This window comes from Corynebacterium sp. ACRPE, from assembly GCF_022347435.1.
Lineage (GTDB): Bacteria > Actinomycetota > Actinomycetes > Mycobacteriales > Mycobacteriaceae > Corynebacterium > Corynebacterium tuberculostearicum_D.
Genome location: NZ_JAKRNA010000003.1, coordinates 137002 through 152637, shown reverse-complemented (window position 1 = coordinate 152637; position 15636 = coordinate 137002). Strand labels below are relative to the sequence as shown.

Annotated in this window: 16 protein-coding genes; 4 read left to right on the top strand and 12 right to left on the bottom strand. The window is 58.8% G+C overall.

The annotated features are described in order from the left end of the window. Positions 1–424: 424 nt before the first annotated feature. The 4 genes from MHY13_RS03200 to MHY13_RS03185 all read right to left on the bottom strand — a co-directional run bounded on the left by MHY13_RS03200 (position 425) and on the right by MHY13_RS03185 (position 3951). On the bottom strand, positions 425–1090 hold the full coding sequence (locus tag MHY13_RS03200; RefSeq protein ID WP_239280714.1) for a DUF1707 domain-containing protein: 666 nt from the start codon (positions 1088–1090) through the stop codon (positions 425–427). A 38-nt stretch (positions 1091–1128) separates the two neighbouring features. Continuing rightward, positions 1129–2310 carry a non-hydrolyzing UDP-N-acetylglucosamine 2-epimerase gene (wecB, locus tag MHY13_RS03195; RefSeq protein ID WP_239280712.1) on the bottom strand — a complete coding sequence of 394 codons (1182 nt, stop codon included), beginning with the start codon at positions 2308–2310 and terminating at the stop codon, positions 1129–1131. Positions 2311–2396: 86 nt separating this feature from the next. After that, on the bottom strand, positions 2397–3674 hold the full coding sequence (locus MHY13_RS03190) for a phosphatase PAP2 family protein (protein ID WP_239280710.1): 1278 nt from the start codon (positions 3672–3674) through the stop codon (positions 2397–2399). 127 nt (positions 3675–3801) lie between these two features. Continuing rightward, positions 3802–3951 carry a hypothetical protein gene (locus MHY13_RS03185; protein ID WP_239194089.1) on the bottom strand — a complete coding sequence of 50 codons (150 nt, stop codon included), beginning with the start codon at positions 3949–3951 and terminating at the stop codon, positions 3802–3804. A gap of 156 nt (positions 3952–4107) precedes the next feature. Between MHY13_RS03185 and MHY13_RS03180 the strand changes: the two genes are divergently transcribed. Next, positions 4108–4389 carry a hypothetical protein gene (locus MHY13_RS03180; RefSeq protein WP_005324241.1) on the top strand — a complete coding sequence of 94 codons (282 nt, stop codon included), beginning with the start codon at positions 4108–4110 and terminating at the stop codon, positions 4387–4389. A gap of 80 nt (positions 4390–4469) precedes the next feature. Here the strand turns inward: MHY13_RS03180 and dnaG are convergent, their stop codons facing one another. Next, the gene (gene dnaG / locus MHY13_RS03175) at positions 4470–6392 is read right to left on the bottom strand and encodes a DNA primase (protein WP_239280708.1); all 1923 of its coding nucleotides are present in this window, start codon (positions 6390–6392) and stop codon (positions 4470–4472) included. Positions 6393–6603: 211 nt separating this feature from the next. On the opposite strand from dnaG, the gene MHY13_RS03170 reads away from it, so the two are divergent. Both MHY13_RS03170 and MHY13_RS03165 read left to right on the top strand, forming a co-directional pair. Beyond that, positions 6604–7065, top strand: a complete 462-nt coding sequence (locus MHY13_RS03170) for a ribonuclease domain-containing protein (protein ID WP_239280706.1) — start codon at positions 6604–6606, stop codon at positions 7063–7065. Between the two features lie 2 nt (positions 7066–7067). Beyond that, complete coding sequence (locus tag MHY13_RS03165) at positions 7068–7301, top strand: barstar family protein (RefSeq protein ID WP_239280704.1); 234 nt, start codon at positions 7068–7070, stop codon at positions 7299–7301. Here MHY13_RS03165 and MHY13_RS03160 read toward each other — a convergent pair. The 5 genes from MHY13_RS03160 to MHY13_RS03145 form a co-directional block, all read right to left on the bottom strand. Continuing rightward, entirely contained in the window at positions 7298–7936 is a 639-nt protein-coding gene (locus tag MHY13_RS03160) for a hypothetical protein (protein ID WP_239280702.1), read from the bottom strand. The two genes, MHY13_RS03165 and MHY13_RS03160, sit on opposite strands and share 4 nt — an antisense overlap. A 111-nt stretch (positions 7937–8047) precedes the next feature. Continuing rightward, positions 8048–9340: a deoxyguanosinetriphosphate triphosphohydrolase gene (locus MHY13_RS03155; protein ID WP_239280700.1), complete on the bottom strand. Its 1293-nt coding sequence runs from the start codon at positions 9338–9340 to the stop codon at positions 8048–8050. Positions 9341–9390: 50 nt separating this feature from the next. After that, positions 9391–11154 carry an ABC transporter permease gene (locus MHY13_RS03150; protein WP_239280699.1) on the bottom strand — a complete coding sequence of 588 codons (1764 nt, stop codon included), beginning with the start codon at positions 11152–11154 and terminating at the stop codon, positions 9391–9393. Beyond that, positions 11151–11723 carry an ABC transporter ATP-binding protein gene (locus MHY13_RS12245; RefSeq protein ID WP_367398070.1) on the bottom strand — a complete coding sequence of 191 codons (573 nt, stop codon included), beginning with the start codon at positions 11721–11723 and terminating at the stop codon, positions 11151–11153. The genes MHY13_RS03150 and MHY13_RS12245 overlap by 4 nt, the downstream gene beginning before the upstream one ends. 202 nt (positions 11724–11925) lie before the next feature. Continuing rightward, on the bottom strand, positions 11926–12513 hold the full coding sequence (locus MHY13_RS03145; RefSeq protein ID WP_239280697.1) for a YdcF family protein: 588 nt from the start codon (positions 12511–12513) through the stop codon (positions 11926–11928). A 54-nt stretch (positions 12514–12567) separates the two neighbouring features. Here MHY13_RS03145 and MHY13_RS03140 point away from each other — a divergent pair, with 54 nt between their 5' ends. Then, the gene (locus MHY13_RS03140; protein WP_239280695.1) at positions 12568–14595 is read left to right on the top strand and encodes a TPM domain-containing protein; all 2028 of its coding nucleotides are present in this window, start codon (positions 12568–12570) and stop codon (positions 14593–14595) included. Between the two features lie 90 nt (positions 14596–14685). Here the strand turns inward: MHY13_RS03140 and MHY13_RS03135 are convergent, their stop codons facing one another. Both MHY13_RS03135 and MHY13_RS03130 read right to left on the bottom strand, forming a co-directional pair. Continuing rightward, complete coding sequence (locus MHY13_RS03135; RefSeq protein WP_239280693.1) at positions 14686–15126, bottom strand: hypothetical protein; 441 nt, start codon at positions 15124–15126, stop codon at positions 14686–14688. Further along, a complete protein-coding gene (locus tag MHY13_RS03130; RefSeq protein ID WP_239280691.1) occupies positions 15126–15635 on the bottom strand; it encodes a hypothetical protein in 510 nt (169 codons plus the stop codon). Before MHY13_RS03130 ends, MHY13_RS03135 begins: the two co-directional genes overlap by 1 nt. Position 15636 lies beyond the last annotated feature (1 nt).

Here is a 15636-nt window from a genome sequence, read left to right as displayed (position 1 = left end):
CCACACCGAGGATTTCCCGTCGGGGGCTAGATATATGCTTCCGGAGCATATACTTTCCGGAAACCTACAGGTCAATCCGTGAAAATCCGCGATTCCGGACACACTTTTTGACCCTTAACCCCTACTAGAGATACACCTACACAGTCACTTGGAAGTTTAAGATGATTAGTCCATCGTCCACCTAGTTTTGATTCCACCGAATGAATGTCCAGAAATCTATCCCTCCGTTGAGAGTGAATCATCACACTTGCACTGGTCTCAGCTACTTTGCTGATGCACCCATGCCATTCAACACTTCACCGGGTAATTCACTGTTGACAATCGGATTTCTACAGCTAACGAGGAATAGACCCGCAATCTATCCGTAGTATGCGGCCCTAAATCGCTCTAAAAGAGCGACAAGAGTGTCGTCAAAATCGTCTTTCTACGCACCATAGCGGCGCCCCACATGCACATCCACTCCACCGAATAGGCTGAAACAATTCACGATAATCTCGGGAGCGTCTACCGGAAGGTCATTCGGATGGATGGCGCCGTGCTCAACCTTGAGCTCGTGGCCGCCAAATAGGCCGAAGCCGCCGACGCGGACACGGAATCCTTCTGGAATGTAGACGTCGGTGCCTCCGAAAAGCCCCACGGCATTGATGGTCGTGGTGCGATTGCGCAGCGCCGCTCCTGCAAGGTTGACGTCTACGCCACCGAAAACGCCCAAGGCCGTGAGAGTACGTGCTACTGCCCCACCACTAACGGTCGAACCCCCGAACAGACCCACCGCGAGGGAACGTGGAGCGTCCACGTTGGGCTGCACTTGCCGGATAGCCTGTTCTACTTTGGCAATCGCGTTGGATTCTTGGTGCCCCGAATATGCTTTTGCGATTTGGCGTTCTTGCCCGAAAAGAAGGACTTCTGGGTCCTCCACAAGGTCTGCTAAGGGTTCGATGAGCTCGGCGCGGGTGGTTGCATCCACGCACTCTGCCGAACGCTTTTCAAACTCGTCGAGGTCGATCTGACCGGCCGACAGAGCATCTCCCAGGATGTCTGCAGCCTTCATGCGGTCTTGGTGGTTACAGCGGATATCCAGCGGTTTCATACCACTATTATATCCGCTATATCTACCCCATGCGCAGGTTATTTCTTATTCTGGGCGGCCTTGGAGGAATCAACCTCGGGCAGGAAGTCGTCTACGCGCTCGCCTACTCCAGTCAGCTCCGCGATGGCGGCAACGGCGCGCTGCGCGCCCTTGCCATCGCCGTAGGGGTTAACGGCGTTGGCCATGGCTTGGAAAGCGGCGTCGTCGGAAAGCAAAAGCTTAGCCTCGGCCACGATGAGCTCACGGTTGGTACCCACCAGCTTCACGGTGCCGGCGACAACGGCCTCGGGACGCTCGGTGTTTTGGCGCATAACCAGAACCGGCTTGCCCAGAGCGGGAGCCTCTTCCTGGACTCCGCCGGAATCGGTAAGGATGATGGTCGCGCGGTTTTGCAGCTGGGTGAACTGGTCATACGGCAGTGGATCGGTAATGATGATATTCGGCAGGTGCTCAACCTCTGGGAGAACCGCCTCGCGCACCTTAGGATTCAGGTGCAAAGGCAGAGCGAAGTTAATCTCTGGGTAGGCCTCAGCCAGATCCTTGACTGCGCCGCCGATTTCCTTCATAGCTTCCAAGTTTTCGCGGCGGTGGGTGGTCACAACGACGAGGCGCTTGTCGGAATCTGCGGCCTCCTGCAGGGCAGGGTCCTCGAACTTGGTGTCCCAGGATGCTGCTTCCAATAGGGCATCGATAACAGTGTTGCCGGTGACCACAATGTCCTTGGAGCGCACGTTCTCGCGGCGCAGGTTTTCCATCGATCCAGCGGTAGGAGCCAAGTGCAGCTCGGCTACCTGGCCGATGAGCTTACGGTTAGCCTCTTCTGGGAACGGCGAGTGGATATCGCCGGTACGCAGGCCCGCCTCTAGGTGCACAATCTTCACGCCGCGGTGGAAGCCAGCGAGTGCTGCGGCCATGGCGGTAGAAGTATCGCCCTGAGAGATAATGACGTCCGGCTGTTCTTCCTCAATGATGGAATCCAGACCCGCAATCGCGCGGGACACAATCTCATTGAGGCCCTGGCCCGGCTTCATCAGGCCCAGATCGTGCTTCGGAGTGATACCGAACATGGTGTTGACCTGCTCCAGCATTTCCTTGTGCTGACCGGTGGAAACCGGGATGGAGTCAAAGCGCTCATCATTGTCTAGCGCCTTAATCACAGGGGCGACTTTAATGGCCTCTGGGCGGGTGCCGTAGATGGTCATTACCTTGGGCTTAGTCATTACTCATTTCCTTTTGGTTGATGGGGATACTTCTTTATTGAACCATGTGCGGGAGCGTTGTACCCCCGCGAAGTTTGTTGGAATCGTTAGCCGCTGACGCTCACTGCGCCGTCTGGGGTGATGGTCACCTTGGCAGCCATGGCGCGGGCTAGGTCGAGGCGCTGCCAGGAGCCACCTTCTGCCTGCCAGTCCAGCGGGTTGCCGGCCGGGCGCGCGGTCTGGCGTAGCACCTCGGCGCGCTGGTCCCAGCTGAGCTCTGGATGAGATGCGGCTAGCAACACTGGGGCGGCCTGTGGGACGACCATCGGGGCGTCGGTGCGGTAGCGCTGGGCGAAGTCATAGTCCATGAACTTCGAATATTCGGCGACCGCATCCTGGGTGGAGCGGTAGTCGGTGCCCTCTTCCCTATCCTGGGCCACCAATTCTTCCACCGTCTTGCCGGTGCGCCACTTGATCTCTTTGCGCACCTCCCTCGAGGCTTGCCACAGGGCATTGCGCATGCGCTTGTCATTCAAGCGGTCGGCCGCAGCGGCCTGGCCAGTCATGCGCCCGCCGATGACATCCAGCGGGTAATGCACGCCCAGGACTACGCGGTGGTTGCCGGCCTCCGCGCCGCGCAGCATGAGCTGTGGGCCTACCTCGGGCAGCATGAAGGACATCAGGGTGGTAATCCACGTTGCCTGATTGGTATGGCCTGAAGGGAAAGCTGGCGAGGTGGGATAGAGATCTTTGGAGCCGTCGTCGTAGCGCTTGATCGCTTGCGGCGCGCGCTGGTACGGGCGCTGATAGTTGAAGTAATACTTCTCTGACATCGTGGAACTGGCCAGTCCTCCTGCGCGGGCGGCGTAACCATTGCCTAGCAGGTATTCGGTTTTGGGCAGGCGGTGCTCGGCCAAGGCGGCGCGGAAGGCATCGCCTAGATTCTTGCCCATGGAATCAGAGACGGCGTTGAGCACGCTGGTGGAGCTGGCCTTGGCGTCGGCCTGCGCGCGCCGGATCAGAGCGGGGTCGCCGGCTGCGGCGTTATTGATACTTACGGCCTTGTCCATATTTTCCTGGCGGATTTCTGGCTGGGCCTTGATGTGGTCAAAGAGCTGGACTACCTGCCAGTAGTTGCCAAATTGATAAGACGAAACATCGGATTCAAAGCCCGCGATATAGTCCGTGCTAAAGGGCTCTGGAACCGGGGCACCGGGGTGCTGTACTGGGGCTGCGCCGGTGGTGTGCTGAGTGACGGGCTCGCGCAGCTGGGGCACGGATACGGGTAGGGCTGTGGCCGACGGTGTGAGGGCTATAGTCAGCCCAGTAGCCGCGCACAGGGCGAGCCCACGGACTGCGGGGCGGAGATTATTCCGATAGTTCAACGTAGAAACCTTTTGCTAGCATCAAATTCCCACGAATAATATCTAGCTAAAGTTAAGGGGAAGTGAACGCGACGCTAAACTCGCATGCACAATCGTGGATTGGCGGGTAGACCTTTGCGGTCACCACTCAGCGCTCTTCAGGCCAATTGGCGCCTTGGTGCGCCGCGGCGGCATCCGGTTGGTGGCCGGAGGATTCCGCAGAAATGCTTGCGGTAAAAAGCGCGGCCAGCGCTACTGCTGAGGCCGCCGCCGAATCCCTGCGCTTGTTATTTTCCACACACTTAAACTAGCGCGTATTCCGCGCCATGAAAAGCGCTAGTCCAATGCGGGGCTAGCCCTACCCCTCACTCGTGACTGGCGGCGCGCGGCAAGGCTTCGCGGTAGGCTGGTGGGGAACTTTTACTCGCACAGGAATAAGGGGACACGCTAAGCAATGATCCAATTCGTCTTCGGCGCCGCAGCAGGATACGTTTTTGGCACCAAAGCAGGCCGCAAGCGCTACCACCAGATCAAGGGCGCCTACGAAAAGGCCGTCAACTCCCCCGTGACCAAGTCCGCCGTCACCTCGGCACGCAAGGCGGTAGCCAATCGCCTGGACCCAGAACCGCGCATGCGCGAGGTTCGCGATCTCTCCTCCAAGCGCAAGGGCAAGGGCCGGCTGCGCGGATCGCAGGTGGATAATGCGGACCGCATTTATGAGCCCGATGAGGACTAGGTCGATTGCAGACTAGCCTTTAGGCCTCCTCCCCTCCCCTCGGCGCGTACCTTGTTTGGGTTCGTGTCGAGGGGAGATTTTTATGCCTGGGGAGGCGTGCCGCGGAAGGCGCGGTCATTGAGCTCGCGGCGGGCCTGCTCGAGGGCAACGAGGTCGGCGAAGAGCGAGTTATAGCTGGCTTCATCATCGGAAGGGCGCATGCGGCCGAGGCGAGCTTTGAGCTGGGCGATCTGATCGCCCACCACGGTTTCTTGCAGGCGGGAAAGGACGGAGTCGGCGTATTTTTCGGGGCCGACGTCGGTAGGCAAGATTGCTTCTACGGCGAGCTCGGAGACGAAATTGCGGCCGGTGAGATCCTGCATCTCGCCGGCAACGGCGGCAATCCATTCCACGGCCGGCATGGACGCGCCTTGGGCGGCGCCGCCGGCGGTGGAAATTGCCTGGCGGACGAGGCGGTAGGCGTCGTTAGTATAGGCGTCGGCAGTAATGCCATCGAAGTACGAGCCCGCCACCTGCGGCATCTGCAAGGCCAGCTTGAGGGCCTCGCGCTGTGGCCACAGGTGGGTTTCCTTGGGGCTCGGCGGATGGATCATCGGCACGTCCTGCTGCGCCGGCTGCTGCTTCGCGTTGTCGAAGCGGCGGATGGTCGGTTTTTCAGCCTTCTTGGGCTTGCGCGCCTCCGTGCGGACCTGCTGGAGGACCTCCTCTGGGTTGGCCCAGCCCACCCAACCGGCGAGGCGGCGGGCGTACTCGCGCTGCAGGGGCTGGTCGCGGATCTGCGCTACCACGGGGACCGCGCGGCGCAGGGCCTGCAGGCGGCCCTCCGCGGTATCGATGCGGTACTCCGCGATGACGGATTGAATGACGAACTCGAACATGGGGATGCGGTCCGCGATGAGCTCGCGCACTGCGGCATCACCCTTCTGCAGGCGCAGATCGCACGGGTCCATGCCGTCTGGCGCCACGGAGACAAAGGACTGGCCGGTGAATTTCTGCTCGCCATCAAAAGCGCGCATGGCGGCCTTCTGCCCCGCCTCATCGCCGTCAAAGGTATAGATGAGCTCGCCATTGAAGTAGGAATCATCCAACATGAGCCGGCGCAGTACTTGGAGGTGCTCGCCGCCAAAGGCGGTGCCACAGGAAGCAACTGCGGTCTTGACGCCCGCGGCATACATGGCCATGACATCCGTGTAGCCCTCTACCACCACGGCTTGGTGGTTATCGGCAATATTGCGCTTGGCCAAATCGAGGCCAAAGAGCACCTTGGACTTGCGGTAGAGCATGGTCTCAGAGGTGTTCATGTACTTGCCGAGCTTGTCGTCGTCGAAAAGCTTGCGGGCACCAAAACCAATGACGTTGCCGGAAAGGTCCTTAATCGGCCACAGCAAACGACGATGGAAGCGGTCAATGGGACCACGCTTGCCCATCTTGGAAATGCCAGCTGCCTCCAGCTCTTCAAAGGAAAAGCCTAGGCGCAGCAGGTGTTTGGTAGCCGTATCCCACCCCTCTGGGGCATAGCCGCACTCGAAGTCATAGATGACCTCGCGGGAAAAGCCGCGATCCAGCAGGAAATCGCGAGCTGTAGCCGCTTGTGGGGTCTCCAACTGCTGGCGGTAAAACTCGTGGGCGGCCTTATTGGCAGCGATGAGGCGCTGCCGCGTGCCCGGCTTCTCATTGCGCGCGCCCGTAGAACCGCCCTGGTAGTTGATGTGATAGCCGATCTTCTGCGCTACCGCTTCCACTGCCTCTGGAAAGGAAACCTGCTCCATTTCCATCAGGAAGCTGAATACATCGCCACCCTTGCCGGTGGAAAAGCAGTGGTAGTAGCCGCGCTGCGGGCGCACGTGAAAAGACGGGGTCTTTTCATCCTTGAAAGGGCTAAGGCCCTTGAGGGAATCGTGCCCGGCGGGCTTGAGCTGCACGTACTCGCCGACGATTTCTTCTAAAGGCGCGCGTTCACGGATAGCTTGGATATCGCTGTCCGGAATTCTGCCTTTTGCCATGCGTACAGACTACCCCGCGCGCGGTGGGAACGCTTAACTGCCTAGGGCAGGATGGTGACGTTGAACAGGGTTCACAGTTTGGACGCAAATTACCCTCTGTTGGGGTGCTTTCCACATACTGTTACCTACCCCCGTGACGGGGCAATTTTTGACCTCGCCATTGTCTCGGGCCGATTTCCGCTTTTAGCGCCGCACCTGCAACAATGAAGGTATGCCCAAGTCCAAAGCGTCCAAGAAATCGCTCCCTGTTGCCCTCGGTGGCCTTGCGCTTGTCGTCGTAGCAAGCTATTTCGGTTTCGACCTCGGCGGCGATGGTGATTCCGCTGCCTCCTCCACTTCCGAGACGACACAAGCGGCCGCAACTGGCGACGCCGATACTTGCGCGATGTCTTCCCTACCCGCCGAGGCCAAAGACACCGCGGACGATATCTTGGCCGGTGGCCCCTACGACTACCCGGATAATGACAACGCCCGCTTTGGCAATTACGAGGGCCGGCTGCCTCAGCAGGACAAGAATTACTACCGCGAATACACGGTAGAAACCCCAGGCAGCCACAACCGCGGCGCCCGCCGCATAATCACCGGTGGCGGCAGCGAGACCGACCCAGACGTGTGGTACTACACCGATGACCACTATGAAAGCTTCTGTTCTATCCCGGACGCAGAGGAGTAATCATGCGACGCATCCTCATCACTGAACACATCCGCACCCGCGCGGACTTCTTTAACGCACTCGGCCGCACCCGCGGCTGCGAAGACTGCGGACCGCGCAACCTCGATGACCTCGCGGATTTCCTACGCGAACAACGCACCGCCATCATCGTCGCATCTGACATGGATATAGACGGCGAAGGCTTAGACGCCATTGCCACCGTGTTGGAGGACCAGGGCGTGAAGTTGGTGCGTTAAGTCAGACGTTTGTAGTTAAACGCTTTCTTTTGCCTTCTTAGCTTTTTGGCACAGTATTGGTGCTTCTGTTCGCTAGGTGTGCTCGGAGTCGGTTGACTGTGCACCGAATAGCTAAGATTCTCAAGGTATTGCACAATCGCCTGATCGGGTTTCTCTGCCCGAGCCTGAGTCTTCTTTTTCCTAAGTCTTATGTAGCCAATGTTCAAAGCGGCAACAATTAATTCAGCAACAATGATGGCTATGAGATCGCCCCAAAAGCTATTTAGGAAGGCTAGCTTGTCTACATGCACAAACAGGCGAAATCGGACCAAAATGATTATGATCACCAGTCCCATTAGGGAGGAAACCAACATAACCGCTAAGGTCCATAATCCGAGAGTAGCAATGATATAAGTAGTAAAAAGCTGCTCTGAAATTGCAACCGAAGTTACCGCGCTCTTGTCATTCCCAACTTTCTCGGATGCGATTTTTGAAGGTTTTTCTCCCTTCGGCCCCTCGATAGCTCGATATATATGGAAAAGATCTATGAGCTTTTCCAGCTTTTCCAGCTGCTGAGACAGTGTTGTTTGTTTCAAAAAGAACACCAAAAAGGGGACTATCGCAGCCAGCACAACCCTAAACTCTTCAGCACCCATGGCCCCGAATTATATACAGAGTCCTATCTTAAAAGAGCACTCTGACAGTCCCAGCCTTAGACAGGTGGCCGAATTGATTTAGAAAACAGTGAATACAGGCTCAGTCACTAGCTAACTCAAAAACCCAGACAGCTCCGCACTCCGGCGGGCTAGGCGCTCGAGGCGGGACTCGGTCATGGACGCAATTTGGTCGATGATGGCGCGGTCACGAGCAGCATCAGAATCGGCTTGCTCCCACCACAGCCGGAAGGTGGCATCGAGGGAGCCGGGGGCGCCGGCGACGAGGTAATCGTAGACGCGGTAGATGCGCTCGCGTTGACGGTCCTGGCGGGCAAGGTGGGCGGGCTCGTCCATGACATAGAGAACCGCGATGGTTTTAAGCAGCTTGACCTCGGCCTCGGCTTGCTTGGGCACAATGAGGTCACCGTGCATGCGGCCAAGGGTATTGGAGGCGATGAGCTCGGCATTGGCCTCGCTGGTGGCGCCGACGGTCGCGCCCACATAGCGGCCTACGAGCTCAGAGGTCATCTTCTTCAAGTTGGCATAGTCGCGCAGGGAGTAGTCGAAATCGCCGATGGCGTTGATGACGCTTAAGTTGCGCAGGCTATCGGCCGCCTCCAAGAGCTCATCGGCGGTGCCGCCAAAGGCTTTAGCGCCCTTTTCTGCCAGCTGGGCTAGCTCAACTAGGTCCCACAGAACATTAAGGGAGATGCGCCGGGAGATGATGCCGTCTTCCACGTCATGCACGGAGTAGGCGATGTCATCGGACCAGTCCATGACTTGGGCTTCGATGCATTTGCGATTATCGCTATGGCCCTCGCGCAGCCACTCCAGTAAGTGCGCGTCCTCGTCATAGGCACCGTATTTGCGGTTGGTGCTGCCATCGCTATTGGTCTTAGTCCAGGGGTATTTGCAGGCACCGTCGAGGGCGGCGCGGGTGAGGTTGAGGCCGAAGCTTTGCGGTACCCCGCTAGCATCGTCCACGATGACCTTGGGTTCTAGGCGAGTGAGGATGCGCAGGGTCTGCGCATTGCCTTCAAAGCCGTTGAGGGCGACCTCGTTGAGCGCGTTTTCGCCATTGTGCCCATAGGGTGGGTGGCCGATGTCATGGGTAAGGCCGGCCATGTCGCACAGATCAGGGTCGAGTCCGAGTCCAGCACCGATGCTCCGCGCAATTTGGCCCACCTCCAGCGAGTGGGTCAGGCGGGTGCGTGGAGTATCGCCATCGCGCGGACCGACGACCTGAGTTTTATCGGCCAAGCGCCGCAGGGCTGCCGAGTGCAGCACACGGGCGCGGTCGCGGGCAAAGACGCCGCGATGTTCTTCCACGGAATGGAAGGCTGAGCCCTTCGGCTTTTCATCGGCCAAGCGGGCGAAGTCGGGCGTGGAATAAGAATAGGACACGCCCCAAGCTTATTCCGTGAACTGGCCTTTTGGGTGAGCAACGTGGCCGCCTAGTTTTTAGCAGGCTGCGGGCCTTTCACAAAGTTGCTGCCCACAGCAGCCAAGCCCACAACCACCACTAGGAAAAGTATGAGTCCAAACGGGACAGCCGGAAAGTGCAGTACAAGTTTATGCGCTATATAAGAATGCATATATGTGCCCAGCAGAGCGGCTGATCCTAGCGATAAGGCCAAAGCAAAAGCCGAAGGCAAACAATTAGCCAATTTCCTGTTCCTGTGCGCTTCAGCAACTGAGACGCCTTGTTCCCAAATGGTCTTAGTGAAGCGAATGAGCCGACCTTGTTGAGCCAACGCCAGTCCGAATATGAGAACTGCTCCCCCAACAATCACGTAGGCGAACAACGGGATAAATTCGCTTGTACCAGTACCGTTTGGACCGTAAAGCAACGTTGAAGGTAGGTTTTCTGCCCATTGCTGAGCACCTACAACCTCCATCTCTTGACTGTCGCTCAATTCGACTTGCTTCGAAAAAATTGCTACAGCATACCCTTCATCTTTCCTTTCGCCCGCTCCCCAAGTAGGATCTGCTTCAGCATTAAAGGATTTATCCCATGGCCGCATCCACGTTTGATCAAATGGAGATCGGGGGTCCGTCTCAACTGCTCCTTGGTCTTTGACCAAGGAACCTACTGCTCCGTTCCTATCTTCTACTAGTGCAAAGACAGCTCCGTCTTCCATAGTGGAAGGTTGGAGCTCTCCCGAGTCTTGGACAGCAGGAACCCAGCTAAGAACTCCTAGGCAATCTGCGGCGTGGTCCTGACAAAAGTTTTTAGCGGCGGAGGTGCCGAAAGTTTGTCCATCCTGCGGCGCCCCTACATAGACGTCCCTTACATTGTCAGCCAATTCTTCTCTTGCTGAGTAGAGGGCTGAATCATTCACAATAAAAAGAATGATGGGAAACAAGATAAAAACACAAGAGACCCGCAATGTAGTAGCGGCGATAAAAGACCGCGCATACCGGACTCCTAAAATCGGAGGATCCCATCCCCTAATCTTGAGGGAGAGATATTCGGCGAAATATAAGACAACTGCGTAGAAAAATACAGAAGCAGCACTCACCAAGAAGGGGACGCAGTAGACGAAAATCATCGGCCACCTACTAGACGGATCCGCCTGGGGCATCGCCACAAATCCCACCAGCAATACAACACTGGCCGCTATCCCTAGAGGATATCGAAGGAGTTCTGCAGCCCGCGGATTCCTTGGATTTGGATCTATGCGAGCTGGGCCTTGGCTCAAATCTTCCAAAACTCTCGTCTCCTGTTGGAAAGGAACGAAACTCAGGAAAGTGATCGCGCACCATGAGATCACAGCGACGCGCAGCGGTGAAGGAAGTCCTTGTGGAAGATCAATACCAAAACCCGAATATAGAACCAGGAAGATTGGCTTCATTAGCACTGGAACCAGAACTGCGCTAACTATTGAAAAGAAAAAATAAACTATAAGTAGCTCAAGAAATAACGCTCGCCGAATTCGTTTTAATGCTAACCCAAATAAACGAAGCGCCTCATAGTGGTGGCGCCTCCCCTCCACCACATGCCTTAAGCTGTATTTGAGTGCCAGAGTAAAGGGAATGATCGATACGAGAGCCGAATACATCAGCCCCATTGCCATAGATTCGGCTACTTTGTCCGCCGCTACAGTGCAGACTAACAGGCAGACAAAGAAGATGATCACAAACGAGGTAGCTAGTAGCGGGATACTCTCCACAAATGTGCTTTTACGGATCTTCGCTTCCACAGCGCGAAAATTCATTGGTTTACCCCGATTTCCAAAACCTGATCACAAAACTGCGCTAAACGGTCATCGTGGGAAACTACCAAGGCGATTGCGTGGTTTCTTACAATGTAATTATGCAGATATCGCAACACTGAATATGCGTTGTCCTCATCCAATGCACTCGTCGGTTCGTCTGCGAAAACGAGTTGGGGCTTTTTAGACATTGCCGTTGCTATGGCCGCACGTTGGCGTTGTCCCCCTGAAAGCTCGTGCGGTAGAGAGGCTCCGTATTCACTCATATTGAGTTGAGCTAGCAAAGAGCTACTAGCGTCCGAATCCGCAGTTACTCCGCTTAGCCCTTGCGCGAAGGAAAGGTTTTCGGCGACTGTCAAACAGGGCACCACGCCGGAATCTTGAAACACTATTCCCATCGAATTAGCTCGAAATCTATCTCTGTTTCGAGCGGATGAGCTCCATAAATCATGTCCGAAAATATTGACGGTTCCTGATGTTGGCTTCTGGAGTCCAGAGATAACGCGAAGCAGCGTCGATTTGCCGGACCCAGAGGTACCTCGAATCCAAGTAAGGGTCCCCGGCTCATGCACAGAGTTGATAGAGAATAGCGGACTACTTTTCCTGCCTAGCTTCACAGATAGGTTTTCCAGTTTTAACACGCTTTCCTCCTGAGGCTTCGTAGCATTTCAGCGCTGACCAACATGGCTCGGTGTTATTTCCTGATGTAGCGGAAAAGAAACCCTTTTCCCCTAGAAATGTTTCGTCAGCCTGCAGAATATCATGCGATCTTTCTTATCGCCGTGGAAAAGTATCCCTATCTTCCTGCTGAATCGTCTGATGCCGCAGCTTCTGATTCGGGCGCAGCACTTGCTCCACGCGGTAGAAACCATTGCGCAGTGCCGCGGCGCCGCGAGCGGGCAGCAGGCCGGCCACCAGTGCATAGGCCACGCCACCAGTTTCGTGGGCAAGGTAGCGCCACCAGGGCTTAGAAAAGCGCGCGGCCGGGTAATACGGCGTGCCGGAGACGGTGGCCTCAATGCCCTCTTGGCGGGCGATGAGTGCGGTGCGCAGGCGGTGGAGGGGATCGGTGATGATGGTGGCGTCGGAAAGCGCGAAGGCTTCCTTGACCGCGCTGAGGGAACTGCGGGTATCCATCCCCTCCTCCACCGCGTGCACGGTCAGGTGCGGGAAGTGCTCGCGCAGGTAGGTGCGGCCGACGCCGGCCTCCGTAAACCTATCCCCGGGCAGCTTGCCGCCCACGGTAATAACCTCCAGTCCCTCGGCGGTGGCGAGCTCACCGGCGTGGCGCAGGCGGCCGGCCAGGATGCGGGAGGGGCGGCCATCGTATTGGGCGGTTCCTAAAACAATTGCGTACTTCACTGCCCCACTACATTACCTGCCAGAGCGCTAAGTTAAGCCGGTAAAGTGGTGGGCATGAATTTGAGTGCACGTTTGGGCCGCGCGGCCATTGCCGCTTTCATTTTGGGCTGCACCTCCATCGGTGCGGGGTCTGCCTTCGCCGCCGAGACCACCGCGGTGGCGCAGGGCACCGGTACGGCAACCCTCACGGAAAAGGTTACCGATGACGCAGGCGTATTAAGCACCCAAGAAAAGGCCGAACTCAGGGAAAAGATTGGCCAACTGCAAAAGGACGAGCACTTGACGCTCTTTGTCTATATCACCGATGAGCTGGGCACGGATCCGGAAAGTTTTGCCGGCCAGGCGGTCAAGGACAAGGGGCCGAACTCCGCGGTTTATGCGCTTTCCATTAAGGATCGCAAGATGGGCGTGCAGACCGGCAAGGATTGGCCTAAGGGCCGGCTGGACCAGATGTATGACGCCGCCTATGACAAGCTGGCCAGCGATGAATACGGTGCTTCGGCCGTCGCGCTTGCCGACGCCGCCCTGGGCAACTCCGCTTCAAATAGCTCCGCCTCCGATTCCTCTGGCCTAGCGTGGCTGGGCGGTGGCGCGGCCGCCATCGTCGCCGCCGGTGGCGGAATCATGTACTACTCCCGCCGCAATACCAAGAAGAATAATGCGCAGACGCTGGAGTCCGCCCGCGAGATTGCCCCGGGCGATACCGATCAGCTAGGTCGCCTGCCGCTGGAGACTTTGGACCAGCTGGCCCAGGAGGAGCTGGTCTCTACCGATGAGTCTATTCGCCGCGGCAAGGAGGAGCTTAATATCGCGCTCTCCGAGTTCGGCCCCGAGCGCGTGCGCCCGTTTACCAAGGCGATGAACCACTCCACTTCTACCCTGCAAAAGGCCTTCCGCCTGCGCCAGCGCTTGGATGATGCCGTGCCGGAGTCCCCGGCCGAGCGCCGCCAAATGCTGGTAGAAATCGTCTCCTCCTGCGGCCAGGCCGATGATGCCCTGGACGCGCAGGCAGAGGAGTTTGCCAAGATGCGCGATCTGCTCATCCATTCCGATGAGAAGCTGGATGAGCTCACCCAGCGCACCGTGGGCCTGCGCACCCGCCTGCCGGAGGCCGAGTCCACGCTGGCTGGCCTGAAGTCCAACTATGACGAGCACGTGCTCTCCTCCATTGCCGATAACCCCGAGCTAGCCGCCGCCTCCCTCGACGAGGCCGAGAAGCTGCTCGACAAGGCCCGCGGGGTCCAGGCCCAGCCGGCCGGCCAGCAGGGCCCGCTGGTGGGACTTATTCGCGATATCGAGCACGCCTGCGAGATGACGGATCGCCTCATCTCCGGCGTGGAAAACGCCGAGGAGAATATCGCCACCGCCCGCGGCAACCTCGAGGCGCTTATCGCCGAGGTCGAGGGCGAGATCAACGAGGCCCGCGAGCTCGAGCGCCAAGGCAAGGCCCAGGGAACCACCGCGGATTGGGACAAGCTCGAGGAGCTGCTCGGCCGCGCCGGCAGCGCGGTTAACGATGCCAAGGCCCACGGCCAACAGGACCCGCTGGGCCAGCACACTGCTCTGACCTCCATCGATACCAAGCTGGATGAGGCGCTCGACCGCGTGCGCGAAAAGACCTCCACGCACGCGCGCCAGCTAGACCTTTTCCGCCAGCAGATTTCCGTAGCGGAATCCAATATCCAGGCCGCAGAAGACCTCATTTCCTCCCGCGGTCGCATCATCGGCTCGGGTGCGCGCACCGCGCTTGCCGACGCCAAACGCCTCCACGCCCAAGCCCTCCACACCGAGCGCAGCGATATCCGCGCCGCGTTGCAGTCCTCCCGCGAGGCGGTGGCCGCGGCCCAGGCGGCGTTGCAGCGCGCCAAGGATGACATCGACGAGCACCGTCGCCGCCAACAGCGCCAGCAGATGGGCAATGCGGCCGGCAATGTCGTGACCGGTATGGTCCTTGGCCAAATGCTCAGCGGCGGCCGCGGCTTCGGCGGCGGTTTCGGAGGCGGCGGCTTTGGGGGAGGCAGCTTTGGCGGCGGCGGCTTCGGCGGCGGTGGCGGAGGCGGCTTCCGCGGCGGCTCCTTCTAGCCTGCCCATTCCGCCCAGTCCGCCCCACGGCCCGGTAGCCCTCCAGTCCGGCTCTAGGCTCGCGCGGGCGACCCGGCACCCGGCGCATAGCTAGGTGCGCAGGGTGCGCGGGGTGGCGTCGAGAAGCGCGCAGGCGTAGCTCAAAATTATGGCGTCGAGCTCGGGCAGCTCGCCCACGCTCACGCGCAGGTCCACCCCGGCCGGAGCGGTGGCAGCGACCTCGGCGCCGGTGCTGCGAGCCACGATGCGGCGCTCGCGGCGGAAGGGGTTGCGGCGCTCGAGAAGGTACTCGCGGTCGGCGCAGGTCGCGCGCAGGCGGGTGACGGTAATCCCGGCCTGGGTGACCGAGAAATCCTCGCCCGCGGCGGTCTGCGCGCGCAGGAAGAACCGCGGGGAGGAAGAATCCAGCGAGGATTCTACTGCGAGGCGCTCGCCGGCGGCGGTGGTGAGCACGCCGTCGCGCACGGAGGCGAGCTCGTGCCCCTCGGCGTTGGTGAGAGCGCCCGCGCGCCAGGTCCACTGGATAGGCATTAGAGGACGAATAGCGCGACGAGGGCGACGATGGACGCCAGGACCAAGGTGATGATCCACGCCCAGGCTTTGCCCTGGGTATTGGCATCCAGGATGACGCGGGTAAACCAGCTCAGGCCGGCGATTTCCGCGCTGGTCAGGCCCTCGGCATCGTGCTCGAATTCGAGGATGGACTTGCGCACGCCGGAATTGCGGGCGGTGAACTGCCCTACCTTTTCATCATCGACATCATCGATGATCCAGTCGCCGCTGTTTTCGTTGATGAAGGTGAAGGTACGGCCGTTAAGCGATGCCTCCAGGCGCTTGTCGCGGCCGGGGCGGCCGGCAAGGCGGTAAATGGAGCCGTCGGCAAGCGTGGCAGAAGCGCCAAGGTCACTGACCTCGGTGCGCCAGAAGTGGCCGTCCACCTCCGCGGAATGCTCCGAGAATACGCCCAGTTGCTCCGGGCCTTCCTCGGCCAAGAGCACGGGTTTTGCGCGGTCGGAGCGATCCCAGCTGGTGTAATGCATT